Source organism: Chelativorans petroleitrophicus (assembly GCF_025398195.1).
In the GTDB taxonomy this organism is placed as follows: domain Bacteria; phylum Pseudomonadota; class Alphaproteobacteria; order Rhizobiales; family Rhizobiaceae; genus Chelativorans; species Chelativorans petroleitrophicus.
The window spans coordinates 1-23,623 of sequence record NZ_JAODNV010000028.1 but is presented as its reverse complement, the minus strand read 5'-3'; the positions used below and the strand labels follow the sequence as shown (position 1 = coordinate 23,623).

Annotated in this window: 21 protein-coding genes and 2 pseudogenes; 6 read left to right on the top strand and 17 right to left on the bottom strand. The window is 59.8% G+C overall.

Annotated elements, in window-relative coordinates:
• Together NYR54_RS18190 and NYR54_RS18185 are read left to right on the top strand one after the other, a co-directional pair.
• The coding region (locus tag NYR54_RS18190) for a group II intron maturase-specific domain-containing protein (RefSeq protein WP_279327592.1) at window positions 1-478 on the top strand (478 nt) is incomplete at its 5' end.
• Between the two features lie 67 nt (window positions 479-545).
• Window positions 546-1,037, top strand: a pseudogene (locus NYR54_RS18185) (IS3 family transposase); the annotation flags it as partial.
• Here the strand turns inward: NYR54_RS18185 and NYR54_RS18180 are convergent.
• From NYR54_RS18180 to NYR54_RS18155, 6 genes are all read right to left on the bottom strand, one after another.
• Entirely contained in the window at window positions 998-1,825 is an 828-nt protein-coding gene (locus tag NYR54_RS18180) for an Eco57I restriction-modification methylase domain-containing protein (RefSeq protein ID WP_261517141.1), read from the bottom strand. The pseudogene NYR54_RS18185 and the gene NYR54_RS18180 overlap by 40 nt on opposite strands.
• Window positions 1,826-1,928: 103 nt before the next feature.
• Window positions 1,929-2,912: a hypothetical protein gene (locus NYR54_RS18175; RefSeq protein WP_261517140.1), complete on the bottom strand. Its 984-nt coding sequence runs from the start codon at window positions 2,910-2,912 to the stop codon at window positions 1,929-1,931.
• A gap of 141 nt (window positions 2,913-3,053) precedes the next feature.
• The gene (gene istB / locus NYR54_RS18170; protein WP_261517139.1) at window positions 3,054-3,788 is read right to left on the bottom strand and encodes an IS21-like element helper ATPase IstB; all 735 of its coding nucleotides are present in this window, start codon (window positions 3,786-3,788) and stop codon (window positions 3,054-3,056) included.
• Entirely contained in the window at window positions 3,721-5,289 is a 1,569-nt protein-coding gene (gene istA, locus NYR54_RS18165) for an IS21 family transposase (protein WP_261517138.1), read from the bottom strand. Before istA ends, istB begins: the two co-directional genes overlap by 68 nt.
• Window positions 5,290-5,771: 482 nt before the next feature.
• Window positions 5,772-6,299, bottom strand: coding sequence for a terminase small subunit (locus NYR54_RS18160; protein ID WP_261517137.1), 528 nt, complete (start codon window positions 6,297-6,299; stop codon window positions 5,772-5,774).
• Window positions 6,300-7,117: 818 nt separating this feature from the next.
• Complete coding sequence (locus NYR54_RS18155; protein WP_261517136.1) at window positions 7,118-8,344, bottom strand: virulence-associated E family protein; 1,227 nt, start codon at window positions 8,342-8,344, stop codon at window positions 7,118-7,120.
• A gap of 246 nt (window positions 8,345-8,590) precedes the next feature.
• Here NYR54_RS18155 and NYR54_RS18150 point away from each other — a divergent pair, with 246 nt between their 5' ends.
• Window positions 8,591-8,878 carry a hypothetical protein gene (locus NYR54_RS18150; RefSeq protein WP_261517135.1) on the top strand — a complete coding sequence of 96 codons (288 nt, stop codon included), beginning with the start codon at window positions 8,591-8,593 and terminating at the stop codon, window positions 8,876-8,878.
• Window positions 8,879-9,430: 552 nt separating this feature from the next.
• Here the strand turns inward: NYR54_RS18150 and NYR54_RS18145 are convergent.
• The 5 genes and pseudogenes from NYR54_RS18145 to NYR54_RS18125 all read right to left on the bottom strand — a co-directional run.
• Window positions 9,431-9,602: pseudogene (locus NYR54_RS18145) on the bottom strand (MFS transporter); the annotation flags it as partial.
• Between the two features lie 33 nt (window positions 9,603-9,635).
• Window positions 9,636-10,397, bottom strand: coding sequence for an arsenical resistance protein ArsH (arsH, locus tag NYR54_RS18140; protein WP_261517134.1), 762 nt, complete (start codon window positions 10,395-10,397; stop codon window positions 9,636-9,638).
• Window positions 10,398-10,459: 62 nt separating this feature from the next.
• Complete coding sequence (locus NYR54_RS18135; RefSeq protein ID WP_261517133.1) at window positions 10,460-11,617, bottom strand: MFS transporter; 1,158 nt, start codon at window positions 11,615-11,617, stop codon at window positions 10,460-10,462.
• A 19-nt stretch (window positions 11,618-11,636) separates the two neighbouring features.
• Window positions 11,637-13,004 carry an NAD(P)-binding domain-containing protein gene (locus tag NYR54_RS18130; RefSeq protein ID WP_261517132.1) on the bottom strand — a complete coding sequence of 456 codons (1,368 nt, stop codon included), beginning with the start codon at window positions 13,002-13,004 and terminating at the stop codon, window positions 11,637-11,639.
• Window positions 13,005-13,019: 15 nt separating this feature from the next.
• On the bottom strand, window positions 13,020-13,361 hold the full coding sequence (locus tag NYR54_RS18125) for an ArsR/SmtB family transcription factor (protein WP_261517131.1): 342 nt from the start codon (window positions 13,359-13,361) through the stop codon (window positions 13,020-13,022).
• Window positions 13,362-13,519: 158 nt separating this feature from the next.
• Here NYR54_RS18125 and NYR54_RS18120 point away from each other — a divergent pair, with 158 nt between their 5' ends.
• Genes NYR54_RS18120 through arsC form a run of 3 tightly spaced genes read left to right on the top strand, consistent with a single transcriptional unit; the run spans window position 13,520 to window position 15,424 of the window.
• On the top strand, window positions 13,520-13,873 hold the full coding sequence (locus NYR54_RS18120; protein WP_261517130.1) for an ArsR/SmtB family transcription factor: 354 nt from the start codon (window positions 13,520-13,522) through the stop codon (window positions 13,871-13,873).
• Between the two features lie 11 nt (window positions 13,874-13,884).
• On the top strand, window positions 13,885-14,976 hold the full coding sequence (arsB, locus tag NYR54_RS18115) for an ACR3 family arsenite efflux transporter (RefSeq protein ID WP_261517129.1): 1,092 nt from the start codon (window positions 13,885-13,887) through the stop codon (window positions 14,974-14,976).
• Window positions 14,977-14,980: 4 nt separating this feature from the next.
• A complete protein-coding gene (gene arsC / locus NYR54_RS18110; protein WP_261517143.1) occupies window positions 14,981-15,424 on the top strand; it encodes an arsenate reductase (glutaredoxin) in 444 nt (147 codons plus the stop codon).
• Here arsC and NYR54_RS19385 read toward each other — a convergent pair.
• The 6 genes from NYR54_RS19385 to NYR54_RS18080 all read right to left on the bottom strand — a co-directional run bounded on the left by NYR54_RS19385 (window position 15,349) and on the right by NYR54_RS18080 (window position 22,898).
• A complete protein-coding gene (locus NYR54_RS19385) occupies window positions 15,349-15,963 on the bottom strand; it encodes a DUF2478 domain-containing protein (RefSeq protein WP_423738643.1) in 615 nt (204 codons plus the stop codon). The genes arsC and NYR54_RS19385 overlap by 76 nt on opposite strands.
• A gap of 95 nt (window positions 15,964-16,058) precedes the next feature.
• Entirely contained in the window at window positions 16,059-18,521 is a 2,463-nt protein-coding gene (locus NYR54_RS18100; protein WP_261517127.1) for an arsenate reductase (azurin) large subunit, read from the bottom strand.
• Window positions 18,522-18,536: 15 nt separating this feature from the next.
• Window positions 18,537-19,058 carry an arsenate reductase (azurin) small subunit gene (locus tag NYR54_RS18095; protein WP_261517126.1) on the bottom strand — a complete coding sequence of 174 codons (522 nt, stop codon included), beginning with the start codon at window positions 19,056-19,058 and terminating at the stop codon, window positions 18,537-18,539.
• Between the two features lie 168 nt (window positions 19,059-19,226).
• On the bottom strand, window positions 19,227-20,564 hold the full coding sequence (locus NYR54_RS18090; protein WP_261517125.1) for a sigma-54-dependent transcriptional regulator: 1,338 nt from the start codon (window positions 20,562-20,564) through the stop codon (window positions 19,227-19,229).
• Window positions 20,554-22,044 carry a sensor histidine kinase gene (locus tag NYR54_RS18085; protein ID WP_261517124.1) on the bottom strand — a complete coding sequence of 497 codons (1,491 nt, stop codon included), beginning with the start codon at window positions 22,042-22,044 and terminating at the stop codon, window positions 20,554-20,556. The genes NYR54_RS18090 and NYR54_RS18085 overlap by 11 nt, the downstream gene beginning before the upstream one ends.
• Complete coding sequence (locus NYR54_RS18080; RefSeq protein WP_423738642.1) at window positions 22,044-22,898, bottom strand: substrate-binding domain-containing protein; 855 nt, start codon at window positions 22,896-22,898, stop codon at window positions 22,044-22,046. The genes NYR54_RS18085 and NYR54_RS18080 overlap by 1 nt, the downstream gene beginning before the upstream one ends.
• Window positions 22,899-23,623: the final 725 nt, after the last annotated feature.

Genomic DNA, 23,623 nt, shown 5'->3' with positions numbered 1-23,623 from the left:
CACGACGATACCCAAGGAAAAGGCCAAGGCGTTTGTTCGCAAACTGACCGAGACCCTTTCCGGCAATCATGATGTCGGCAAGGTCGACATGGTAGACCGCCTGAACCGCCAACTGGCGGGATGGGCGGCCTTCTACAAGTTCACCGACTTCACAGCGCGTTGCTTCCGGCGCATCGACACTGTCGTGTTCTGGAAACTGGCGCACTGGCTGGCGCGAAAATATCGGTCACGCATCAAACCCTTGATGCGGAGCTGGTATCGAGCGCCAGAGGCGGGCAAGGCAAAAACTTGGCTTGTCTATGGACGAAGTGAACGTGGAAACCGTGTCGGCAAGGCGCTGCGCCGAATGGTAACCAGCCCAAAGGCGCAGTTCCGGTGGCGGAATCCGGAGAGCAATCCATATATCTTCCGGAGCGAACCTCGCAGCACCGTCACCTCAAATTATCATGACGTTGCCATGGCCATGGGCCAAGATTGAATAGAGAGCCGTATGCGCTGAAAGGTGCACGTACGGTTCGGGGAGGAGAAGCGCAGCAGCGCTTCTTACTCCACTCGCCACCTGGTCCGGGTTCGTCTACGTGGCCTTCGTGATCGACGCCTACGCCCGGCGCATCGTCGGCTGGCGCGTCAGCCGGTCGGCGCACGCGGGCTTCGTGCTCGACGCACTGGAGCAGGCCCTGCACGATCGTAGGCCCCTCTCGGGCAGCGGCCTCGTCCACCACTCCGACCGCGGCGTGCAGTACCTGTCGATCAAGTACACCGAGCGGCTCGCCGAGGCCGGTCTCGTGCCATCTGTCGGCAGCGTCGGCGACAGTTACGACAACGCGCTCGCCGAGACGATCAACGGGCTCTACAAAGCCGAGGTGATCCATAGGCGCGGGCCGTGGCGGTCGCTGGAAGCCGTCGAGTACGCGACCCTCGAATGGGTCGACTGGTTCAACAACCGCCGCCTGCTCGCGCCGATCGGTAACATCCCGCCGGCGGAAGCCGAAGCCAATTACCACGCCGGCCTGGAGGAACCGGCACTCGCAGCATGACTCAAACGAAACGGCCTCCGACAATACCGGGGCAGTTCACTGTTGATAAGAAATGCCTCGTTGAGGCCTGTTAAGATGCCGCGATATGGCTTCGCTCCTGCGAATTCCGCTAGGGGAATGCCGCTGCCGCGAATCTTGCGCATCAAAGAGGCAACAACGGGAGGTTCAAGCACCCAGCTCACCTTGGTGAAGTGCGCACGAGGCAACGGATAGGTGGCCTTGCTCACGGCTTCATCGAGCGCCTTTTCAGGGACATCGTCGCGCGGAATGACGCAGACCTGAGTGTCTTCCGGCGCGTCCTCTCCGGACGGCTTGCGTACAACAATCACGGACGGGAAGACGTCTGCGTCGGGGAAGAACTTCTTTGCGTGGCCGAAATCGGCAACGAACTCGATCCAGGCCTTGTCCGCGAAAAGCTGGCGCAAGCCCTCCGCGTAGCCAGCGCGCATCCACTTGTTGGTTACGACATACGACAGCCGCCCCCCTGGTTTCAGAAGGCGGAGATCCTGGTCGAAAAAGTAGACATAGAGGTCGGCGCTTCCATCGTAGCTGTCCGGAAACGCGCGCTTGAGTTGTGATTTGTATGCCTTGATCAACTCTTGCCGGACGTAAGGTGGATTGCCCAAGATAACATCAAACCCGCCGTGCAGTTCTGCGCTCTCCCATCGCGTCCAAACACCCGGAAACGCAACCTGCCAGTTCTGGAACTTCTCCGAGCGGATAAGCTCTCGCGCACGGCTAAGAATGCCGGCGAACCGCTGCGCCAGGATGCGTACGCCGTCGCTCAACTGGTCGAGTACATTCTTGGCCTGTGGGTGGCCGTCGCCTACGTCGGCAGGTCCTAACGTTAAGCGGCCGCGCGCGATTTCAAACGGATCGCCATATTGGCCATCAAGCCAAGCCCGAACGGAAGACTGATCCTCCTTGTCGAGCTTTAGCCAGTCGAGGGCGTAAAGAATTTTTATAATAGGTGCAGAAGCGTGGCGAGTGCACCGAAACATCATTGACCGACATTGGACTGCCGCATCGCGCACATTCGCTCGCTGCCCGTTCGCCACAGAAGTAGCAGACATCGATGTCACCGCTCTGCACATAGGCCGGCTGGCCGCAATCGGGGCAGTCGTTGACGATCGGCTCGCCCCCGTCCTTCGCGGCCAGGAAGTCATCCCCGCCATGTATCGCCTCGACGACGATTTGCACGAAATGCTCCGCGGCAACGTCGCCATCGCAGGCGCGACACTTGCCCTCGATGGATGACGGGTCGTCATTGGAGGCGTCGCTCTGGTAGAGCAGCGCCGATCCGCAGTGGGGGCAGCTCAGCTTTACGTCAGCACTGAGTTCGTCGTGCCACGGCAGCGGCGCGAGGGTCGCGTAGCAAGCAGCCTTCTGCGCCTTGAAGAACCTTTCTTCTTCAAGCATTGTCTCCCAGGCGGCTCCGAGCAGTTGCGCCGGACTCCGATCGAGGATCTCGCAGAACCCTTCGACCAGCGGAAAACACGAAGCGATGACTTGGCGAATCGTCGTATCCTGCGTGGTCGAATGGAAGTGCTCAAACTCGTTGCGCAGTCGTTGCAAACCGCGAATGTCTCCTTTGGGCCATTCCAAATCGAATTGTTTGAACCTCTCTCGCAACTCGCCGAGGTCGATTGTCCGGTAGCCCTTCGGTACGATCGTGACGCCGCCAGCCTCGTTCGGCTCGGGCAAGTAGCTGGTGGCGAGCACTTCCATCGGATCCGCATCGGGCGCCTGGTCGAGTAGGCACTGCTTCCCGAGCAGCAGGACGCCTGCATAGAAGTTGCGGACGGCACTGATGGTGCGGCGCGGGTCGGCGGACTTGTAGTCCTCGATTCCGAGCTGAATGGAGACGACTGTCAATAACCACAGAATCGGGACCCTGTTTTTTCTTCCAAAAGGGACCCCCTCAATGTGATAGAGGCACGGCAGTGAGCACCCGATCAGGCGTAGCTGGTCGGGGTTGCACAGCCTGATCGGGTGCGACTGAGTTGTTTTTCGGCTTTAGCTTTGAGAGCGGCTCTTGAAGCGCCAAGACTCATTTCCAGTCTCGATGATTTCGCAGTGATGGGTGAGACGGTCAAGAAGGGCAGTTGTCATTTTGGCATCGCCAAAGACGCTTGGCCATTCGCCAAAGGCGAGGTTCGTCGTGATGATAACCGATGTTCGCTCGTAGAGCTTCGAGACGAGATGGAAGAGCAACTGCCCGCCAGCTTGAGCGAAGGGGAGATAGCCGAGTTCATCGAGCACGACGAAGTCGAGCCGGGTCAGGTGGTCGGCGATACGACCCTGGCGACCGGCGCGGCTCTCGATCTCGAGGTTGTTGACCAGATCAACGACATTGAAGAAGCGACCACGCGCACCGTTGCGGATGAGCGCACGAGCTATGGCGATGGCCAAATGAGACTTTCCCGTTCCGGTTCCACCGACCATAACGACGTTGCGCTGATCGGCGATGAACGCGCCACCCGTAAGGTCGCGGATCAGGTTTTCGTTGACGGGTGTACCGGTGAAGTCGAAGTCATCGATATCTTTTGCCAACGGCAGCTTGGCGACAGTGAGCTGGTATTTTATGGATCGGGCCTGCTTCTCCGATACCTCTGCCTGCAAGAGATCGCCGACGATCCTGGGCGGTTCATGCTGCCGCTTGATGGCAACGCCCATAATTTCGTCATAGGCTGACCGCATTCCGTAGAGCTTCAGCGTCCCCATCAAGTCCAGAACCTCGGTTCGTTCCATGGCTGCTTATCCTTCTTAGAGTGTCATAGCGGGCGCAATCGGCGATCGGCTCATGAGCCAGTTTCAGCGCCTGTGGAATGGAAAGGATCGGGTCCGGCGCAGGATCGCGGCTACGGGCCAGGATGTTGAGGATCACTGCAGCTGATGAGACGCCATGATCGAGAGCTTCCTGACAAGCCGCCTCGACAGCGTTCAACCCATCAGTCAGGACACAGGTAAGGATCGACACCATCTGCCGATCGCCATCAGCGACAGCTTTGAGCTTGCGGCGTACCTTCTCCATGGCAGATGGCAGAACCCAGCCATGGAATGGGGCTCCGTTGCGTAATCCACCGGGCTTGCGTGCCAGCACCGGAACATAGTGCCAGGGATCATAGATGACCTCGCCGCGGCCAAAGCAGCGGGCATGCTCGCCAACGACTGCGCCATCCTGACGGATGACGACACGGTCGGCATAGGCATGGATCTCGACGGGTCGGCCGACAGCGTTCGACATGACGGAGTATTTGTTGTTGTCGAAGCGCACGGTGCAGGTCTTCGATACCGAGGCAGGAATGCAGTGAAAGCCATCGAAGCGTCCGGCATAGGGGATGAAGCTGGCTCGCTCTTCCTCAAAGACCTCCCAAATCGTGCGCTCACCTTGCTCGGGATGCCGGTGGGCCCTTGCATAGGCAACGCATTTATCAGCCAGCCAACCGTTCAAATCATCAAGGGTCTTGAAGCGCAGCCTCGGCGTGAAGAAGCGCTCCCGCACTACGCCAACCTGGTTCTCTACTTGCCCTTTCTCCCAACCGGCTGCTGGCGTGCAAGCTTCCGGCTCGACAAGATAATGCCCGCACATCTGTAAAAAGCGGCGGTTGTAGCGCCGGTCTCTGCCGATGAAGATCGCGTCCACCGCTGTCTTCATATTATCGTAGATGCCACGCGTGCACGCCCCTCGAAAGAAAGCAAACGCTCGGTCATGCGCATCGAAGACCATCTCCTGGCTCTCGCGCGGATAGGCTCGCACGAAGAACATCCGGCTATGGCAAAGCCGCATGTGGGCGACCTTCACCGTGACTGTCACCCCGTCAAGAAGTACGACCTCGTGACTCCAATCAAATTGGTAGGCTTCGCCTGGCGCAAAGCGCAAAGGAATATAGGCTTCGGCAGCTGAGCTGCCGCGGTCCCGTTCCCATGCTTGTGCGTGCCGCCATACTGAACTGTAGCTACCTTCGTAACCAAGTTCACGAAGTTCCTCGAAGATCCGAATTAGAGTCAGCCGTTCACGTCGCGGCTTGGCGGCATTGGCAGACAACATCTGGCCAAGCTCTCCTTGCCAGGAACCCATCCGTGGATAGGGCTGATGCTTGCGCTCATAGCGGAACTCCGTCTCGCCTGAACGCAGAACCTTGCGAACAACCTTCCGCGATACCTTGAGCTCGCGGCAAATCGCCTTGATCGACTTCCCCTGAACCAGTGACAGTCGACGTATCTTTGCAATCGTCTCCACAACCAACATCCAAAAACAAATGCCTCCGATCGATCCGGAGGCATTTTGATGACCCCACGTTAAGGGGTCCCGTTTGGACGAAAATTACCCCTTAAACAGGGTCCTCTTTCCATGAAAAATCACAGACGACAGCATTGTGCAGCAGGTGCGGCGTGACGGTATCGATCATAGGCGCTGCTCTCTTGCGCATGGCGTTGCCGAAGCTCTACGGCTGTTCGCGAATATAGTCACGCAGGCGCTATCCGGCAGCGCCACTTCCGCTCTTGCGATTCTCGACAAACCTAGGCAACTCCGAGACCAAACGTGTCTGAGCACTCATCGGATGGACCCTCGGGGCGTCAGGCTTTACGGGAACTTATTCTTCTCGCTCCCTCCGGTCTCGCGCCAGAAATATCGAGCTCCGATTCCAGCGTCAGCCACTGCGTCGGACGTCCATCCTCAACGCGGGTCGCTCATTGTGGGGCGGAATGGCCAAGCGGATTGGCGAGCGCTCAATGATTGCGTTTAAGCGCTCGTTCCAGCCGATCGCCCAGCGCATCGAGCCCGGTGTGATGCACGTTCTCCCGGAACGCGTTCACGCCGATGTGCTTGCCGATCAGCTCAATGCGCTTGACGCGGCTGTCGAGCTTGATTTTGCGCAGCCGGCCGATATGGACGCGATCAGCACCGTACCCCTCAAACAGCTCCAAGACCTCCACACCTTGCACGAGCCCTTGCCGCCAGATCAGCGGCCAGGCTTCAACCGGCAGGAGTTCGCCATTGTCACCAAAGAGATCGGCAAGATCCGCTTCGGCCTCGAATACTAGACGCTGGAGCACCCATAAGGCGTCGATCCGCGCACGCTCGGAGCGGGCACCCTTTGCCGCGTCAATTGCGGCGGCAATCTCGGCATGTTCGAGGAGCCGCGGCCCTTGCTGATTTGCCGTCTTTTCAGAGTAGCCGGCACGGATCGCTGCCCGAGTAGCGTTCATGTCGATCAGATATTCCTCGACGAACCGTGCTTGTTTCGGTGTCAGCATGCGCTTGTTCAATGTTGCTGATTCACGGCGACCAACTTTTACCAACGTCTACACTCGGACAGTTGTCACGTATTGCCTCCAAATGGATGAGCACGAACGACAGCGAGCCGGTGACGACTAAACGGGAGCGCTGCCAGCCGCTGAGCAGCTCAGCACGGTTGGCCGGGACGATGGTCCCGGAAACTCCATCCAGCTCTGGTGAACTTTCCGGCAAACCTGCAGAATACCGACCCGGCTGTCGTCGGCGGCGGGCGGAACTCTCGCCCCATGCTCCCACTGCCGGCCTCCTTCCACAATCCCCTAGGTGCAACGGCGAGAAGGTGGCGCGACAGCTGCGTGGTGCTCACATTCTCCCGGGCCCCAGTAGATAGGTCGAGTATGCCGCCAGGATGCGATCAAGCGGCGTTTCTCTGACTCCAGGGACGATCGCGGATTGGCGGAATTGTTGAGCAAATCACAACGCTATAGTCAAATTGGAGCGCGATTTTTCCACCTCATCTTCCGTGCTGCTGCCACCTGGAACTTGTTGGCACCGGTTCCGATCCAATTTCAAAAAGCTTCCGGATGCATTGCTAGTTTCGCAACAAATTGGCGGTTCCAGCGCTTATAGAGAAATAACCGGTTCCACCAGTCCCACTGGTTCTAATGACTCAGAATCAACGACCTAGCCTGGAACCGGCTCAGGCCGAACCGATGCCAGAAACTTTAGAACCTGTTCCAGTCCCGCCATCGAGCACGACAAACAGGTTCCCGCGGAACTGGTCGCATGAAAAAAAGCCGGCAAGGATCACCTGCCGGGTTTCGCGATGAAGATAACTTCACCAGTCGTATAAGGATTGCGGTTCGTCAGGCGGTCCCTCATGTATGGGATCACCTGGTCTCCACCAACGAGCGCGATGCGGATCGCCGCGAAGGTACGCCTTCACCTTCCTGCCGGCTTCGTCTCGAAGGCCTGCGTCTCTCCGTTCGAAACCAAGTCCCGCCATTGCGGCCCGCATAAGGGCGTGATGTGCCTTCGTCAATTTGTTGATGCTTTCTGCACCATCGATCCCGACCAGCTTCCAAAGCTCAACGGCTGGGATCTTAAGGGCCCCCTCGGGGATGCGGCTTTCGAGCAGTTCCAGCCATGGTCCGAAGTCCGACGCTTCGCGCACCACCTCTGCTGCAGCAGCTTTCAGCTCGGGATCGTCGAGCCACAGATTTTCAGCACGCTCCGCCTGCACGGCTTCAGCCCACAGCTGGTCGCGGATGGCCGCGATTTCGGTAGGATCAGCCTTGATAACCCGAACGATCCAGAATCGGCGATTGCCCGTGAGATCGCTCAAGTAGCGGCTTTCGTTCGTCGTTCCGAAGAGTACGAATTGCCGCGGTCGGGTGACCGCAAATCGGCCGTATGCGAGCCGCGCCCTGTCATGTGTGGTCGAGATGAAGGACTTCACCCGATTGGTGTCGCGTCGCCCCAGGCCATCGAGCTCGGGCATCTCAGCGAGCCATGCCCCGGCCGTCCTTTCGATCGTGATCTTAGGGTCGGCACCGATTTCAAGCTGGTCTGTGAACCAGGCCTGGTCGGGGCACAGGGCGCGGATGCCGGAGGATTTTCCGAGATCCTGCGCGCCCTCCAGCACTAGCATCGCGTCGAACTTGCAGCCGGGGTGGATCACGCGGCGGACAGCTGCGCACAAGATTTTCCGTCCGAACGCCCGATTCAAGGGTGTGTCCTCCGCCCCGAAGTAGTCAACCAGCCAATGGTCAAGCCGGTGAACGCCGTCCCAGCGCAGGCCGGCAAGGTAATCCAAAACCGGATGATACGCTCGCCGCTCACCGATGAGCGACACGGCATCGGCAATTTTGTCCTTTGCCGGCTCTTTGTTGTTCGAGGCGTAGGCCACCGTAAAGCGGATCTCCGCGAGCCGTTCATCGGTTATGGGGATGATGCCGTTGGGGCCGTGAATTTCCAGCTCGTAGGACAGCCGATTGCGCTTGACGAACCACTGCCGATCGGCCAACCAAGCCTCAAGCTCCACGTCAAACCGGTCCACGCCCATGATTTGGCCTACGCGGCCCAATGGCCCAGGCGCGCTCCGTATAGCGAGCACAGAGCGCGCTTCAGGGGCCGGCCGCGACGAGCTTGGCGCTGGGGCAGATCTGGCAGGACAAGGAGCACCTCCAGCAGCCCCGCCACGGCCAGGCACCGGTATGTCGAGTGGATCAACGTCCATCGGTCGTCACCGGCTCTTCCGATGCGGACGCCACCCCACTGGCGGCGTGGCAAACGGGAGACGACCAATCTTATGACGCCGTTTTATTTCCTCGTGGATGCCCAGCCGGGCGATAACCCCAGCCGCGATGCGGCGCGCCTCCGCACAATAGCGCGGGGTGTCTTTGTGGAGAAGGTGCTCGGCAATGTGCTCGATCCAGGTGTCTGGCTCGACAATTTCCACGACCCGGCCCGCGCGCACACGGCAAATGGGGCGGTAGGCCCGATCGAAGACAACGTGACTACCGCTCTCCTCAGTCCACCAGCCACGCGGCGCGAAACACCAATAAGTACGCCGTATGAGGTGCAAAAAACCATCTGAGTTGGCGTCGGAGAGGAATTCACCCCTACTGAAGTGGATATTCATTTTTTTCGCCTTTCGCTTAGATATGTGAGTTTGCGACGGGCGAGGAATTCTGTAATTATTGCAGCGCCACGCTGCGAACTACACCTCACCCCTCAACCACCCCCGGTTTCAAGAATTGGAGCCGGGGGCGTTCCATTTTGGAGTTGCCCCGACCTCTAGGTCTGCGCAGTGGCTTCACTGGTCGAACGGCGGGGCGTCCCAATTATTTCTGTAGCCCATCGATCGAGTTCCTCGATGTCGTAGAGAACACACCGCGCGCCTACTTTACGAAAGGCAGGCCCGCCACCAAGGCACGCAAGTTTGGCAAGAGTACCGGGCGTGCGTTCGAGACCGTGGCGCTGCTTAAGGTATGCAGACGCTTCGGCGCGCTTGATGCGTGGTGGGAGCCTTGATGTGTCGATCTCTGCTTTCAAGGTGTCAGTCACGGATATGCCCTCCAGTCAATTACCGGGCATGTCCATAAACCGGGAATGGTTAGCACGGCGAACAGGTATGATCCTGCGATGGGAAGCCAATCACCGTCCCCACCAACAAGCCATGGAAGTTGACGACGGTAAGCAGTGCCGCCGCCAACATTGCACTGACGACGCTTTCCAGGTCATAGGCGAGCACGAAAAATCAGAACGTAGACGTGCCAGACCTCTGTCACTAGCGGCAGTAGCACCGCGATCGCCGCGCGGGCAGTTTGAGGCAGACGAACTGGTGCGCCGCTTTATGCCCTTCGCTGATGAGCAATGGCGATCGCGGACAGGTCGCTCGCGACGTCGCGGGGGTTACCAGCCGCTTCCTTTCGCTCGGAGTAGCGGTCGGTCAGAACTTCAACATGTGGCCGTACCAGAACCGTGAAGCGCACCAGTTCCTCGACTACATCGACAATCCGCTCGTAATAACTTGAGGGCCGCATTCGGCCGGCGGCATCGAACTCCTGGAATGCCTTGGGAACGCTCGACTGGTTCGGAATGGTGAACATCCGCATCCAGCGCCCGAGGAGCCTGAGCGTGTTCACCGCATTGAATGATTGCGAGCCGCCGCAAACCTGCATGACGGCCAGTGTCCGCCCCTGCGTGGGCCGAAGGCCGCCCATGTTGAGCGGCAGGTGGTCAATCTGCGCCTTCATGACACTCGTGATCTGGCCATGTCGCTCCGGGCTGCACCAGATCTGTCCTTCCGACCACATTGCAAGCTGGCGCAATTCATGCACGGCAGGGTGGTCATCCGACTTTACCTGGTCCGGGAGGGGTAGATCGGAAGGATCGAAGATGCGCGGCTCGCCCCCATAGTAGCGTACGAGGCGCGCCGCTTCTTCTACGACCAGACGAGAGTATGATCGCTGTCGGAGCGAGCCATAGAGCAACAGAATACGGGGTGGGTGGTCCATACCGCCGTGAGGCAATCCGAGCGCCGGGCGAGGAAGAGCATAGCGCCTGTCGAGCGCGGGCAGGAAATCAGGGTCAGGAAGCTCACGAACTCTCATGATCTTTCACCATTGGGTTGTTGGTGAGGGGGCAGCGGGCGACATTGGCGTCGCGGAAACATTCAGCCCAGCGCTTCATCGGGGGGACTTGGCTTCTCGTGAACTGCGCAAAAGGCCAGTAACGCCGAAAGGCAAATAGCGCTTGACCAGAGCAATGCGCCGGACCCGTAGGTCTCTATCAGGACGCCGAATGCCAAAGGGGCGCCGGCTTGCGCAATGCGGGCCGGTGCGCCGAGCAGCCCGAGGCGATACCCGTAATTCACCGAGCCAAACACCGCGAGCGGCACCGTGCCCCTCGCGATCGTAAGTATGCCGTTTCCCGCGCCATGCAGCAGCGTGAAGGGCATTGCAAGCCAGCCACCGAGACCCAGAAGCAATCCCGCACCCACAGGATGGGCCAGGGTAGAGAGACGGGCCGACACGAGTGGATGATAGCGGCTCATGAAGAGTGCCTCCAAGAGCCGGGCAGCCACTTGCGCCGGACCGACCAGGGCCGCGGCCGCAATAGCTTCCCTGGTGCTTGCGCCAGCCGCTTCGAGTACACGTGGCAGATGCGCCGCCATTCCGGTCGAAACAACCCAACCCGCAGCGAAGGCGAAACCGAGCAGCCACATTGCACGATCCATCGGCACGTGCGGATTGTTTGCACCATGGGTTTGGCCGCCGCTCGCTCGCTGGCGAGGCAAAATGATGAGGTTGAGCGGTAGCCCAAGACAAAGATGCGCCACCGCCCAGGCCGCACAAGTGTAGCGCCATCCGACGGCCGCATCGCCCCAGCTCGTCAGTGGCCAGCCGACAGTGCTGGCGAAACCTGCGATAAGAGTGATCCCCGTTATCGCTGAACGGGCGGACTCACCGTAGATGCGCCCCAGTGTGGCGAACGCCGCATCGTACAGTCCAAGACCCATCGCCACGCCGATGATTAGCCAGGCGAGCCACATGACAAATGGGGAGGGAGAAGCGGCCAATGTGAGTAATCCAGCGGCGAACAACAGGTTCGACAGGCCAAGGACTTCCCGCCCACCAAAGACGTCGATGGTACGCCCCACGCGAGGACCCAAAAGAGCGGAGATCATGAGAGCCGCGGAAAACGCAGCGAATATTACCGTGGTGCTCGTCGAAAGGTCTCGCGCGATCGGGTCGGCCACGATCGCGACGAGGTAGTAGCTCGAGGCCCAGGCCAGGGTCTGGCTGGTCCCAAGCGCAGCGATAAGGCTCAATCGCTGCCGCTGTTCTGAACTAGCCACAGCAGGAAGCAGGGGCGTTGGCGGTTCGAGCAGGCGCGCAGCAACTCACATTTGTCGCTTGTTCTGGTGTGGAGCCACAACAACTGGCGGCACTACCTGGGTCGAGAGATGACCCGGAACACACACCAGTATCCGGCAGCTCCAATTCGACCCGCTCTGCAGCCTCGCGGTCACCGGCAATGTCGGCGACGATGGAACGGACCTGCTCATAGCCCGTCAGCATGAGGAAGGTTGGCGCGCGGCCGTACGACTTCATGCCGGCGATGTAGAAACCCGGTTCTGGCTGAGCCAGCTCACGGGCGCCGTGCGGCCTTACGGTGCCGCAGCTGTGTACGTTCGGGTCGATCAGTGGAGCCAGCGCTGGCGGGCATTCGAGGGCGGGATCAAGGCTGATGCGCAGTTCGCGTGCGAACGAGAAATCGGGCCGGAACCCCGTCGCGACCACGAGCTCATCGACAATGACATGGCGGTCGCAGCATGCTGATCCGGTGCCGATCCGAAGACCGGCTTCGGTTTTCGTGATGTGCGTTGCCTGGAAGCCGACTTCCATTGCAAGCTTGCCGTCCTTCACCAGGCGGGCAAAGGTGGCGCCTAGCTCACCCCGAGCAGAAAGCTTGTCGTTGGCACGACCGCCAAAGGCTTTCTCCGGGTTATTGCCGCGCAGAAGCCAGATCGGTTGCGTTCCCGGAGCGCTTTCGGAAAGGCGAACGAGATCGATGAGCGTGCCAATGGCCGAGTGCCCGGCGCCGAGCACCGCCACACGTTTTCCGGCATAGCGCGATCGGTCCTTGCCCAGGACGTCAGGCATCGCATACGCGATGGCGTTCTGCGCCTCGTCCTCGCCAATCGCGGTGAGCCCGTTGGCGCCGGCAGGATTGGGATTGAACCATGTTCCGGATGCATCGATGACGCTATCCGCTTCAAGCGAAAGCGTACCTGCGCCGTTCCGGTATCGGATTGAAAATGGCGCGCTTTCGCGACCCTTGGTTTTGACCTTGTCGAAACCCGCGCGGCTGATCGCGACGACGCGGCTGGACGTATGTACGTAATCCCGGAGCGCCGTGCGCTCGGCTAAGGGCGCCAGGTACTGCGCAACGAGTTCGCCGCCGGTGGGATAGTGCGACGGCTCCGGTGCGTTCCACCCCGCGTCTTCAAGCAACTTCCGCGCCGCTCGGTCCACGTTGTATTCCCACGGGGAGAACATGCGGACGTGACTCCACTGGCGTACCGCCTCGCCCGCATGAGGCCCGGCTTCCAGCACGATGGGCTTCAACCCGCGTTCCAAGGCGTGCGCGGCCGCTGCAAGACCCACCGGGCCGGCTCCTATGATGGCCACGGATTTCGCTCTGCGCTGTTCCATTGTCGGCGCTCCTTGTCAGACTATCGATGCGGACCGGGCTCTTCGCTTTGGATGCTGATGTGGCGGGCACGCCGAGTCGACACAGCATTCGGCAACGAGAAAGTCGACCAAGCTGTGCATCACATCGTAATTGGCTCGGCAGATGAGCGTCGTCGACTGCCGCTCCTGCGTGACCAGCCCCACCAAGACTAGGGCCTTGAGGTGATGGGAGAGCGTTGACGGGGCAATTTCGAGCTTTGCCTGCAGATTTCCGACGGACATCCCCTCTTCGCCCGCACGTACGAGAAGGCGGTAAATCTTGAGGCGAGTGGGATTGCCCAACGCTTCCAGGTGTGCGGCTGCGTCATCTGTGTTCATACGGACATCGTATGCTCGCTCGCTGCAACGAGTCAACCGTATTTCTAGAATTATCGAAATAGACGGCGGCAGGCGGATATTGGTCGCATCGAAAGATGTTGACGCAGCCCGTCGAGCCCTATATATCGACTATCGTCGAATAACGATAAGAGGGACCCGTGCCTGCGGTAAAGGTGCGCAAACGAGAGTCGCCCGCTCTCTTGCCAGGAATTGATGCTGATCTTGCGATGCTCGCCAAGGCGCTGGGTCACCCGGCCCGAATTGGTATCGTGCGGCTGCTTCATGAGAGGCAGTCATGTATCGGCTGCGATATTGTAGATCGGGTTGGTCTTGCCCAATCGACCACCTCTGAACACCTGCGCATTTTGAAAGCCGCAGGCATCATCACCGGCGAAATCGAAGGTCCGCGGGTTTGCTACTCCCTCAATCCCACCGCGTTGGTGCCACTGAGGTCCTTTTTGCAAGCTGTCATCGAGTCTGCGCTGCCATCGGCGCAAACTAAGAAGAGCTGACGAGGCTATCGATGTCCACCTTCGAACGCTATCTGACCGCATGGGTCGTGCTGTGCATCGTGGCCGGCGTCGCGCTGGGGCATGCCTTCCCCGATGTCTTCCAGGCCATCGGTGGCGCTGAGATCGCCAAGGTGAATCTCCCGGTCGCTGTTCTCATCTGGCTTATGATCATCCCGATGCTGGTGAAGATCGATTTCTCCGCGTTGGGCCAGGTGAAGGAGTATTGGCGGGGCATCGGCGTGACGCTGTTCATCAATTGGGCGGTGAAGCCGTTCTCTATGGCGGCGCTGGGGTGGCTCTTCATTGGCTACGTGTTCGCGCCCTACCTGCCAGCCGATCAGATCAGCAGTTATATCGCCGGCCTGATCCTGCTGGCGGCGGCCCCCTGCACCGCCATGGTATTCGTGTGGAGCAACCTGTCGGATGGCGAGCCGCACTTCACGTTGAGCCAAGTTGCCCTGAACGACGTGATCATGGTGGTCGCGTTCGCACCCATCGTCGGCCTATTGCTTGGGCTCTCCGCCATCACGGTTCCATGGGAAACGTTGCTGCTGTCCGTGGCCCTCTATATCATCGTGCCGGTCATTATTGCGCAGGTAGTAAGGCGCGGTGTGCTGTCGGGTGGTGGTCAACCGGCGTTGGCGGCGCTGCTTGGCAAGCTCCAGCCACTCTCTCTAATTGCTCTACTGACAACGCTGGTGCTGCTGTTCGGCTTCCAGGGTGAGCAAATCATCGCCCAGCCACTTATCATCGCCATATTGGCAGTGCCGATCCTGATCCAGGTCTATTTCAATTCGGGACTGGCCTATCTGCTGAACCGGATCACGGGAGAGGCCCACTGTGTAGCTGCGCCATCGGCTCTCATAGGCGCCAGCAACTTCTTCGAGCTCGCCGTCGCGGCTGCTATCAGCTTGTTCGGCTTTTCTTCCGGAGCAGCGCTTGCCACCGTTGTGGGCGTGCTCATCGAGGTGCCCGTCATGCTGTCGGTCGTGAGGATCGTCAATGCCACCAAGGGCTGGTACGAGGCAGGTCCGGCTGTTCAGCGCCGCGCCGACATTGCGCGGGTTTCGGCCAACGAGCTGACGGACTCTGTCAATGGCTGAAACGATGGACGTTGTAATTTACCACAATCCCGATTGTGGAACCTCGCGCAACGTACTCGCGATCATCGAAGCGGCTGGATATCGGCCCACGGTAATCGAATATCTTAAGACTGGATGGACCAAATCTCAGCTTTTTGGACTTTTTGCTGCTGCCGGCCTAACGCCACGCGCTGCATTGCGCGAAACAAAATCACCGGCCCGCGAAATGGGACTACTCGAACCTACAGTCGAGGATGAGACACTGTTGAACGCTATGGTCGAGCATCCGGTGCTCGTGAACCGCCCCATCGTCTGCACAGTGAATGGTGTCCGCCTGTGCCGGCCGAGTGAGACAGTACTCGATCTATTGAATCGTCTACCGCCTGGACCATTCTACAAGGAGGATGGCACGCTTCTAATCGACGCCGACGGGCGCCGCGTAGTTGGAAATCCGTCAAATGAGCGCTGAATATCGTTACGACGTAATTCTCGCGCACTCCCCGCATGAAGACGCGAAGCCCAGGTCAAGACCTCTGCGAAATTGCACGTGAGATCAGTAGCAAGGCCACCATGGAAGGCTGCCCACGCGACATCATAGGGTGGGCGCACGGCCGTGAGCGCTGGGATGCCAGCTAATAGTGCGGCTTCAAAGCATTCTCGTAACCCGCGGCCGAGACTTTCGGCGCGACCGAAGCGATTGATTACGAGAAGGTCGACGCGATCGGCGATCGCCTGTCGAATGGCGATCTCGGATTGGGCCAATCCCCCTTCATCCAGCCGGCATCCGCGGGCACACGCTCCGCGGTCCTGCCAAATGTCGAACGTTCGACCCGTTCTTAGGTCTACGACATGGACGCTAGCCGCGCAGTTGCCGCCGCGCTCGCCTCTGGAAACCTGCAGCAAGCCTCCAAGTCGCACCCCAGAGGCGGCCAGCCTTTTGCAGGCGGTCACGAGAAACTGGTCGATATCGTCGCCCCGCTCGTAGTGAACGGCGGCCAGCGGTGACATGCATGCCGACGAATGCATCATCGATTCCCCCGCAGTGCAGTCAGAGGCCCAACCCGCCTTGGGTTGTGCCTCCGACTAAGAACGATGCGTACTCCTCAACCCACCTTATAGTGCGGCGATTTGAAACTCAGGTGCTTCACACTGTCCGGTGCCTTAGATAGAGGTCGGATGTCAGCCCAGGTCTGCTTGTAGTTCGGCAGAATGAGCTCGTTGGTACCGGCGTTTACGACATTGCCCTGCACACCCGTCGGATAGGCGAACAGCATGAAAGTCTGGCCCTTCTTGGCGCTCGGCGCTGGGTAGACCATCGCCTGCGTGGAACCGTCATCGTTATAGATCTCGACCAGATCCCCCTGTCCGACACCGAGCTCTTTCATGTCCTCCGGGTTCATTTCGATGAACGGGTAAGGGAAGCGATCCATCACGAATTCGTTGTCCTGGTCGAGGTAAGCGTTCTGCCAGACGAGGTTCGTGCGACCATTGTTGATGAGGTATTTGAATTTTGCCTTCTGCTCCTTCTTGCCGGGAGCCTGCAAGCCACGCCACTTGGCCTCCATGAAGCTCGCTTTGCCATCCTTGGTGTCGAACTTGCCATCGGCATAGAGGCGCTTCGTACCGACGATCTTGCCGCCCTCAAACCCAACTGCAGGTTCCTGAAAACCGTTGGTGCCCATGGCGCGCAGCCGCTCGTAGGTGACGTGCTCACCGCCTTTGGCAACCTTGTGGTAGCCGTCCATGAAGGCGTCTTCTTCCGTTTTCCATTCGAAGCCCTTGAACTGATCGGCATATTTGTCATCGCCGATTTCGCGCAGAACACGTTCCATGTGGTTGGCGATGCGGGCAGCGATGAGGCAGTCTGGCATGGCTTCTCCCGGCGGGTCCATGTAGCGCTCGGTGATGCGCATGCGTCTTTCACCGTTCATAGAGGTGAGATTCATCTCACCCGATGTGGCGGCAGGCAGCCAAACGTGGCAGGCCTCGCCAATCTTGGTCGGCACGATGTCGACGTCGACAGCGAAGAGGCCGCCTGCTTTGATGGCTTCGACGATAGCAGCGACTTGCGCAGCACGGTCGCCCGCCGGCACCGCATTCATGGCATCCTTCACCATGTCGGTGCGCTTCTTGTAGACCTGCTTGAACTGGTGAGCGTTAAGCGTGGTCTTGTAGTGATCGCAGCCCCAGATGTGGTGCACGCCGCCCTTGCCCTCTATCAGTAGCTTGTCGACGTAGGCTGCCGGACGTCCGACGTGGGCATCGGAAGGACGCGCATAGCCTTCCTGGTGGCCGCCCATACGAACGCAACCGCCGCCCGGCCGGCCGATGTTGCCGGTGGCAAGCGCCACGTTCACGAGGGACGCGTTGGTGCGATAATTATCATTGCCCCAGATCAACCCCTTCTCGTAGGCGAACATCGTCCGGCGACGCTTTCCGTTCTTCGGCGCCGCGATCCACTGCGCTGCCTTCTCAATGTCGGCTTCTGGAACGCCGCAGATTTTCGCTGCTTCCGCCAGCGTCGTCTTGTTGGCGGCGAGGGCCTTGTCGAAATCTTTGGTAGAGGCAGCGATGAAATCCTTGTCCTGCCAGCCCTTCTCAGCGATGTAGGTCAGCCAAGCATTGAAGAGCACCATGTCCGTGCCGGGCTCGATCGGAAGGTGCAGCACGTTCTCCTTGCCGGCCTCGGCCTCACAAGCTGCGATCGTCGCAGTTCGCCGTGGGTCGACAATGATGATCTTGCCTGAGGCATGCTCCTCGTCGGGCAACTGCTCGCGCTTCTTGTCGAGGCTGGTGCCGCGCAGGTTCGGGATCCAGTGGTTGAGGAAGTAGTTGGTCTGCGTCTCCAGCGGATTGCAGCCCACCGCCACGATTGTGTCGCAGAGCTCCGCGTCCTCGTAGCAGTTGTTGAGTTCACCTACTCCCATGTCGCGGGTGGCGTGCACCTCGGAATTGTAGGCTGGGCGATTGTGAATGCGGATATTCTTCACCTTCATCGCGCCGAAGTAGAGCTTGCCGGTGCCCCAGGTGTTCTCGTAGCCACCGCCGGCGCCACCGTGATCGAAGGCAGAGACGAATAGCCCGTCCTCGCCTTGGTCCTTTATGACGGCGACCGTCACACGGGCGACGAGATCGAGCGCATCCTCCCATGAGGTCGGTTGCATCTGGCCGTAGCGCCAGACCATCGGGTGCGTGAGGCGCTGCTGCTGGGTTGCGCGGGCGCGTGAGTAGCTCATCTCCGCCATGCGGGCGCCGCGTGCCGAAGCGAGCCCCGAGTTCACGACGCAGCCCTTGTCCGGTTTGATGACGAGGTGAACGTCTTTTCCGTCCTGCTGCACGATATTGTACATCGAGGGCGCATACCACGCCTCGGTCTCGGCCTGCTGCTGCTTTGATAGGTCCACGCCGAACGCATTCTGGCTGGGCTCCGTGCCGCCCTGCTTGTTCACGGGCCACGTGTAGGCGTGGTAGCCGCAGCCCACGATGCAATAATGGCAGACCACGGTATGCTTCTTAGCGTCTGCGGGAATGATCGGCAGACGGTCGATGTGGCGCTTGAATGCCATGGATCAGTTCCTCCCTCAGAGCACGTTCGACAGGCGGCCATAGATGAGCTCGTCCACGCCTTCAGCGTAGATGTCGCCCTTGTCATCGACCCGGAGTGCGAACTGCGGCAGGTTCTGCGTCGCTTGGCCCATAATCTGGAGCCCGCCCTTCTCGCAGTCGAACAGCGAGTAGTGGCCAGGGCAGCTCAGCGTCTTGTCCTCAGCGACGTAAACTAGCGGAAAGCCCTTGTGTGGGCACAGAGTCGAGAAGGCGACGATGTCGCGATCGGGGCCGACGCCGCCGTCGACCGGAGTGCCAAGCTTAAGGAGAACACCCGGGCTGTCCTCGTCGGGATAGCTGATGTGCAGCGGCTCGTTGACTTCAAGTTCGCTGATGTTGGCCAGCCGGTTCGAAGGATACTGGACGCGGGCCGGCAGCGGCTTTGCCTTGCTCGTAGATGGAACGACCGCCGATGCGACGGCCTCTACTGTCGCCACGGCGCCGCCGCGCAGGAACTGGCGACGCCCGACGTCGACCAGCTTGTTGCAGCCTTTCATTGGATCGCTCTCCCTATCGCTTCAGAGACAGGGAAAGCATCGCAAGCGATGTGCCAATGTTGGTGGCGCGCAGAATGCGTGAAGTTTCAATAGCTTGCGGTTAGCGGACTCGTGTAAACCGTTCGGATATCCCAACGCGATTGATTGCCACGTTCGGAAATCTGAACATCACTCCTCTTCGTCGCCAGACCCGATACCCAACCGACGCATTTTTTCCCAGAGTGTCGTCCGTGATATGCCGAGGAGTTCCGCCGCTCGCGTCACGCGACCGGCGGACTCCCGAAGGGCGCGCTGGATTTGACGCCTTTCAGCGACTTCGCGCGCTTCGCTGAGAGTTGCCAGCGGCGCAACAGTTTCGCCGTCGCGACCTGTTGCTTGCTCCGGGAACAGGTCGGTCGGCATGATCCATTGCCCGTAGGACAATGCTAAGGCCCGCTCCACTCTGTTACGCAGCTCCCGGACGTTTCCCGGCCATGAGTGCTCCAGGGCAGCATCAATGGTCAGCGATGCAAACCCGCGTACATCGGAGTTCAGTTCTGCGCTGAATTGATCGAAGAACAGCTCCATCAGGGTCGGAATATCTTCCGGTCGCTGGCGCAGCGCCGGAATCTCTATAGAAACGGTGTTGATGCGATGCAGAAGATCGAGGCGGAAGCGCCCATCACGCACCGCCGCGTGTAGATCGCAGTTTGTCGCGCATACAAGCCGCGCCTTGAATGGGATCTTCCTTTCCCCACCCACGCGCGTGAAAGCCCTTTCTTCGATGAGTCGCAGAAGCTTGGCCTGTAGTGGAAGCGGCAGCTCCGCGATTTCATCGAGAAACAACATGCCTCCGCCAGCGCGCTCGGCGTAGCCCTTGTGCTGTGCGTGTGCTCCCGTAAAAGCGCCTCGCTCGTGTCCGAACAGCTCGCTTTCCATGAGATCCGTAGGCAATGCTGCGCAATTGACAGCAATTATTGGCCTATCGGCGCGCGGCGAGATGCCGTGGAGAAACCGCGCACACACCTCTTTGCCCACACCTGTCTCACCGGTGAGCAGGACGGGGCTCGTCAGCGGTGCGACGCGGCGCAGCATCTGCTCAACGCGCTTCATGGCTTCGGAAGCGCCGAGCGTTCCCTCGGGCCGCACCTGTGACCATGCCCGGATCAGACTTCGCGCTCGGTCCATGAACGTCTCTAGATCGAACGGCTTTGCGACGTAGTCGCCAGCACCGGCGCGCATAAGCCGGACCGCCTCGTCGATATCACCAAAGGCCGTCATGAACAGGAAGGGCGGCGCGCTCCGCGTTTGTGCGATTTCGCTGAATAGCCGATCACCTGTAGTATCGGGCAGGCGGATATCGCACACGACAAGATCAGGACTTGTTGCCTTGAGACCCCTGATCGCCTCAGAGCCGGATTGCCACCAATCGACATAGGCCCCTTCGAGCGTGAGGCTCTGCACGAGACTTTCGCCCATGATGGGGTCGTCCTCAATGAGGCCTATTACGCGGCCCTCAAGCGACATGACTGAGCTCCTGTGTCTTAGCGAAAGGCTTTTTCCGCTCGGGGATCTTCAACCGGACCGACGTGCCTCCGCAAGCGCGGGTGGTTGCTTCAAGCTGGCCCCCGACTTCATACGCAAAGCGCTTCACCATCCAGAGCCCCAATCCGCTGCGTGGAGCCACTGGGGCTGGCTGTGAAAGTGGGGCGTTGATGTAGTCCAGAATGGCGCGTGGCATTCCAGGACCCTGGTCACGAACTTCAAGCTCGATTCCATCCTGCGTCGCCGCAGCTTCAAACGACACTGTTCGATTGGGCTCTGTTGCGGCACAAGCGTTGAGAAGCAGATTGAGTGCCGCATCCCGTACTCCACCAACGGGTACAAAAATCTCCCGGTCCATAGCATTGCGCCACTCAAGCTGCAGGTTTTTGCGCTTAATCTCTGGCTGCAATAGCAGGGCCAGGTCATCGACGTCGGTCGCCGTTAACGGTCGTTCGTCCTGCCGATGCCGATAGGTCGCGAGGCTAGATCGAACAATGTCCCGGATGCCGAGGAGGCCTTTTTCGATAAGCCGAATCGAAGTCTCTCGTACCGCGGCGCGATCACCGTGGCGTTTGAGGGAATCAACGGCATTCAGCATCCCGCCGATGGGATTATTGATTTCATGGGCCATTCCGGAAGCCAGTCGTCCTAGAGCGGCAAGTCGCTCCTCCTCGGCCAGACTTTTTAGCAGTCGTTCGCGCTCGGCCACGGCTTGGACAAGCGAATTGTAACGGCGGAAAAGCTGACCGAATTCGCTTTCCGGCCGGCCGATGAGCTCGACCGGAACGGGCGTAACGCTACCTGCCGCGCCGGATCGCATGCTCTCTGACAGTACGCGAATGGGGCGCATCATGCGGCGGACCGTGATGTAGCCGATGATGGCGAACAGCAGTGTGAGCGTCGTGTTCGAGGCAATCAGTGTTGCCAGGACCTCCCGCCGTTCTTCGATTAGAGTCCCGATGCGCATCTCGGCGTAAATCGCACCGACAACCCTGTGCTGATGGACGAGCTCGCGCTTTACGTGGAAAACGCCATGGTCCTCATAGGTGGCGCTATCTGAAGCTCCGTTGAGTCTGGAGCGAACCGGATCCGGAAGTTCGGTCTGCAGCGGGAAGGCTCGCGGTTGGCTCGATGCGATGACGCGTCCGACAGGATCGGTGACAGTCGTCCAAGCGATATCCAGACCCTCGTAGCGCTGCGCTGCGCGGTCTAGCGCATCGTAGACCTCCCAGATGTCCTCACGCAGTACATGCGGAATGACGGCGGATGAGATCCCGTCGAGGTAGGCGTCGGAGAGCTCAGTGAGGTGTCTGTTCTGCGTGTCGATCAGTCTGGTCAGCACGCGATCGGTGACGACAGCACTCACCGTCACCATCATCAACGCAGCGAGCACCGGCACACGTAGCGCCAGGGGCCACTGCAGAGGATTGAGCCTCGTGAACTTTGGCCGTCGAACGCCCATCAGCCGAGGCTCCGTACTAAGGCGAGCTTCGCTGCGATGCCATCGAACACCGATGGCTTGGCATCACTGAACCCGTCGAGCCGCAGCTCCTTCAGAACCTCCGTACCCAACGGATCGCTGTTCATGTCCAACAGCGCACGCTTGAGAGCCAGTGTCTCCGGCGTGTCCTGGGATCGGCGAGGACAGGCCACAGGCGGAAACCCGAGCAGCTCCGATCTCTCGAGCACCCGGGTACGCCCGGTCAGCTCCGGCTCGATCTCGGAGATCACCTCCCATACGTAGCCATCAACGCTTCCGCTCTGCGCCAGCCCCGAAGCCACGGCTCTGACCACGTTGCGGTGACCGTAGGTGAAGAACGAGTGCCGGAAGAATTCCTCCGGCCGCCATTGCCGTTTCGCGAGCGCGGCGCGAGTTACGAGGTACCCAGAATTACTGTTCGGGTCTGAGAACGCGTGAACATCGCCCTTGAGATCATCCAGGCTGGAGGCGTGACGGTCGGCATCGACGATGAGATACGATCGATAAAGCGGCTGTCCCCGCCAAACTGGAACCGCCACAAGGGCTAGCTCCTCGCGATAACTCACGAACGGATATCCGCAGATCCAGGCGGCCGTGAGCTGGCCGGAGATCAGCAGTGACGTGATCTCTTCATAGGTGCGCCGCTGAACGAGCACGACTTCCAAGCCGGTTCGCCGGGCGAGAAAGGTCCTTAGCTGATCCAGCAGCTCGAGATCGTTGCTCAGGAAAACAGGGGTGAGGCCAAATTTGATTCCTCTGGTTGCGGCTTGGACGGGCCCAGCAATGCTGGCAGCCGCTGCAGCAGGAGCGGCTGTGAGAAGCTGTCGGCGCGTCAACGCGCAGAATGGGGGCAAAGCTTTTCCTCCTTTGCGCTGACAATTGAATGTCGCGCTCTCCTGAGATTACCACCCGAGGGGAAGGTAAGACAGGCTCCCACTGGAGCGAGCAGATCTTGCAGGATTGGATGAAACGAACGCCCATTGTGTCGAGAGCAGAGACCTAGGCTGCGTATGCGGTGGCCGACAGGCAGGTACTGAGTGGGCCTGCGACGGGCCCGTGCATCCGGAACCTCTCGATGCCTCGCCCGGCAGCGGTTTGATCACCGACCTGAGCACATTCCCAATACTCACTGCCGCCAGCAGCGGCCCCGGCGGGTAGTCCGCGAGCAGCAGGCCCACCAGCACTGCTTCCGACTACATCGGGAGGATGGCCGAAGCGGCAAGTACAGTGAGGAAGGGGCCAGCGTAGGCGGCAACGTCGGTCATTGCGTGACGTCATCCGAGTGGGACCTTACGGGTCTGCATTGGCGAATAGCGAGGCCGAGCGCACCAGAGTGGCAGCAGAAGTGAGTAGCTTGGGAGAATATCAGGCCGACCCGAGGCTCATGCCTAGCTTGAGCTTGTTCATTAGAAGCACGGTGCCCTGGCCGCTGGCCTCAATGCCTGATCAGACGCTGATACGTTGACGACTTACACGTCTTTGACTGAGAACGGCGGTGAGAAACTAGTCCACGGAAGCGGCGGCATGGAGCTGCTGCGGGCGGCGTAAAAGTCGTCCACCC

Bases quoted from the DNA above. Each gene is read 5' to 3' on its own strand.
- istB (WP_261517139.1), bottom strand. From the start codon at position 3,788: ATGGAACGAACCGAGGTTCTGGACTTGATGGGGACGCTGAAGCTCTAC.
- istA (WP_261517138.1), bottom strand. From the start codon at position 5,289: ATGTTGGTTGTGGAGACGATTGCAAAGATACGTCGACTGTCACTGGTT.
- NYR54_RS18160 (WP_261517137.1), bottom strand. From the start codon at position 6,299: ATGCTGACACCGAAACAAGCACGGTTCGTCGAGGAATATCTGATCGAC.
- NYR54_RS18155 (WP_261517136.1), bottom strand. From the start codon at position 8,344: ATGGGCGTGGACCGGTTTGACGTGGAGCTTGAGGCTTGGTTGGCCGAT.
- NYR54_RS18150 (WP_261517135.1), top strand. From the start codon at position 8,591: ATGACGCCGTTTTATTTCCTCGTGGATGCCCAGCCGGGCGATAACCCC.
- arsH (WP_261517134.1), bottom strand. From the start codon at position 10,397: ATGAGAGTTCGTGAGCTTCCTGACCCTGATTTCCTGCCCGCGCTCGAC.
- NYR54_RS18130 (WP_261517132.1), bottom strand. From the start codon at position 13,004: ATGGAACAGCGCAGAGCGAAATCCGTGGCCATCATAGGAGCCGGCCCG.
- NYR54_RS18125 (WP_261517131.1), bottom strand. From the start codon at position 13,361: ATGAACACAGATGACGCAGCCGCACACCTGGAAGCGTTGGGCAATCCC.
- arsB (WP_261517129.1), top strand. From the start codon at position 13,885: ATGTCCACCTTCGAACGCTATCTGACCGCATGGGTCGTGCTGTGCATC.
- arsC (WP_261517143.1), top strand. From the start codon at position 14,981: ATGGACGTTGTAATTTACCACAATCCCGATTGTGGAACCTCGCGCAAC.
- NYR54_RS19385 (WP_423738643.1), bottom strand. From the start codon at position 15,963: ATGTCACCGCTGGCCGCCGTTCACTACGAGCGGGGCGACGATATCGAC.
- NYR54_RS18100 (WP_261517127.1), bottom strand. From the start codon at position 18,521: ATGGCATTCAAGCGCCACATCGACCGTCTGCCGATCATTCCCGCAGAC.
- NYR54_RS18095 (WP_261517126.1), bottom strand. From the start codon at position 19,058: ATGAAAGGCTGCAACAAGCTGGTCGACGTCGGGCGTCGCCAGTTCCTG.
- NYR54_RS18090 (WP_261517125.1), bottom strand. From the start codon at position 20,564: ATGTCGCTTGAGGGCCGCGTAATAGGCCTCATTGAGGACGACCCCATC.
- NYR54_RS18085 (WP_261517124.1), bottom strand. From the start codon at position 22,044: ATGGGCGTTCGACGGCCAAAGTTCACGAGGCTCAATCCTCTGCAGTGG.